A 2,419-nucleotide genomic window follows, 5' to 3' on the forward strand; every position below is an offset into this window, starting at 1 on the left:
TCGTCCTGAGCGGAGTCGAAGGGCGTAAACACCATACCCTGAATAAAGACTGTGCTAATCACCCTTCGTCCGTACATCCTGAGCGGAGTCAAAGGACGCTCAGGGTGAACGGAGATTGTCCACATCAAACTCATCGAAATGATGTACTAGTGGATTAGAACCAGATTTCCATCTGGGCTCCGTAGGTCCAGCCGTCGGATTTGGTGCCATAGGCCTTCGCGATTTGCTGGGGTGAGGTGAAGGTGTCGAAGTATTCCAAGCCTAGAGCATTACAGATGTTTGGATCAGCACAGCTTCTTGCTGGGTTCGCAGTAGGCTCAGAAGGACTTTCAAGGTAGCCACTGGCTTCATTCCAGTTTGCATAGGTAGCGAAAATACGAATCTGTGGCCTTACCCAGTTGCCAAACTGTGGGTGAAATTGTTGAGCCAGAGTGAATTTCCAAAGTTTGCTTTTGAATGCCCCGGTGCTGACAATGTTTATCCCGGATACGTAGGATGAATGAGCATTTTTCACCTGATCATAGCCAATCTCGATGGTGGTACTGGTTATGTCATTCCAGTTCCAGGAGGGGCGAATGCCTGCAGTGTACCAAGTATTTTTTTGACCATAGTTTGGATAAAAATCATTTTTATCATATTTGACTTCAGTTACACCAAAAACATACATCATGTCTAAATTAGGCATGAGTGACACGGCACCGTGATCCATAATGCGCCAAAGCTTATTACCCTTAAACCAGTCGGTGGTTTGCATATACATTCCAGCAGTTCCTGCTCCGGGGCCGGTCATCGCATCGGTAGCGTACTGGACAATAAACTTGTTAAAACCACCGAGAACATCCCATGATAGTTCACCAGTGAACATCCAGCCGTTTTTATCGAAGTAGTTTTTGGTATGGGTACCAGCAGTTAAATTATCTGGTGGGCTACCAACGCCGTAATCCAAGCCAAGTTCCAACTTTAACTTGTCAATTATCGGGATATCATTCCAACGTAAATCTATAATATTGGTTGTGATGTCTGCTGTTTTGTAGCCGGGTGAAGAAACTGTTAATTTCTGATCAGATGCAGGTGTAGTAGTTATTGTGACCTCTTCACCGTCAACCCAAGGAGAATAAAACACCCCATTTTGATTCCTCACCCAGGCAATATTCAGCATACCCATCACCACATCAATATTCTCAATACCAACGCCGGGGCCAGACAGATTCCAGTAGTAGTAATCAATCATATGGACATCATGACGATTATAAAAACGTTTGCCGACCCACAACATTGAACCGGGAAGCGCATTACCAAAGACACCTGTAGCCTTAATGTTCATCTCCCGAACAGCAGGGGCAGTGGTTTCATAGTCCCCTTGCTGGCCAACTTTGTAGGCAAGATTGGTATCCAAATAAAACTGCACATCATCCTGATCAAAGAGATCTGCACCAAACTTAAGTTCTGCAAAGGTTTCGCACTCATTACCCAAGCGGTACTTTGAGGGCGCACCCGCTGCCTTAAAGCATAACTGCTGACCACCCTTATCAGTGCTGCCAATTCCTGAACGGGCATAACCGTTGAAGTTAATATCATCTCCTGTTACCGCCATTGCACAGGTGGATGCGGAAGCAATGGCAACTGCTCCGCAATACTGGAATGAGCGACGGGAAACCGATGAAACCATTTGGGATAACGCTGCCAGCCCGGTGTTTGGGGTTGAAGTTGATTGATGCCTGGAAAGCATGCTTAGCCTACCTTGTGTGTTTTCTGGCTCCGGCTTCATCATCCTGCCGCTTAATAGAGGCATGATGTTGTTGAAATAGCCCTGTCACTGGGTGCTGCGAAGGTAGAAAAGCCTTGAACCACAAAGGACACAAAGAAGAGCAAAAGGCTGGTAAGAGCAAAGCTCTTGCAATAAAAATGTTCTTCCTTTGTGCTCTTTGTGCCTTTGTGGTTCCCTTCTTTATTAAGGCCTTTCGCAACCCCCTTCCTGGTGAGGGGCATACATAAAAGCTGGTAGCCGTCAGTTAATGTGTGTTGAAAAAGCAAGGCCTGCTTTCCGTGCAGGAAAAGAGTAATAAGTGCGTCGTATAGATTGAGCTGTATTAAATGAAGCACACAGCTTCGACGAAAGGTTGTAGGGTGTCCCGATTTTTTATCTCTGGCTGAGAACCAGCTAGCCAGAGTCTTTTAAGAATTTAGTTCAGAGTGTCGAGATGGGCAAAAAAATAGTTTGCATCGTTACCTTATTCCAACAGAGTTCTGGCTCGGTTGGCATGGGGTATGTTGTTGAGCTGTTGCGGCGACGCTGTCATTCGACTTTATGACTCTTTGTCAGGCTAGTACACGATTTCAATGCAATTGATGGGTTCCTCCTTTATTGATGTCCAAACTCCGTTCGTCCTGAGCGGAGTCGAAGGGCGTAAACTCCATA

1 protein-coding gene is annotated in these 2,419 nt (G+C 46.0%); it reads right to left on the bottom strand.

Annotation, left to right across the window (positions count from 1 at the left end; all coding sequences use genetic code 11):
• Positions 1–154: 154 nt before the first annotated feature.
• Positions 155–1,669, bottom strand: a complete 1,515-nt coding sequence (gene lamB, locus KDK15_RS12205) for a maltoporin LamB (RefSeq protein ID WP_257295634.1) — start codon at positions 1,667–1,669, stop codon at positions 155–157.
• Positions 1,670–2,419: the final 750 nt, after the last annotated feature.

It is taken from the genome of Endozoicomonas sp. YOMI1, from assembly GCF_024606345.1.
Taxonomy (GTDB): Bacteria; Pseudomonadota; Gammaproteobacteria; order Pseudomonadales; family Endozoicomonadaceae; genus Endozoicomonas.

Coding starts and splice junctions, on each gene's coding strand:
- lamB (WP_257295634.1), bottom strand. CDS start 1,669: ATGGTTTCATCGGTTTCCCGTCGCTCATTCCAGTATTGCGGAGCAGTT.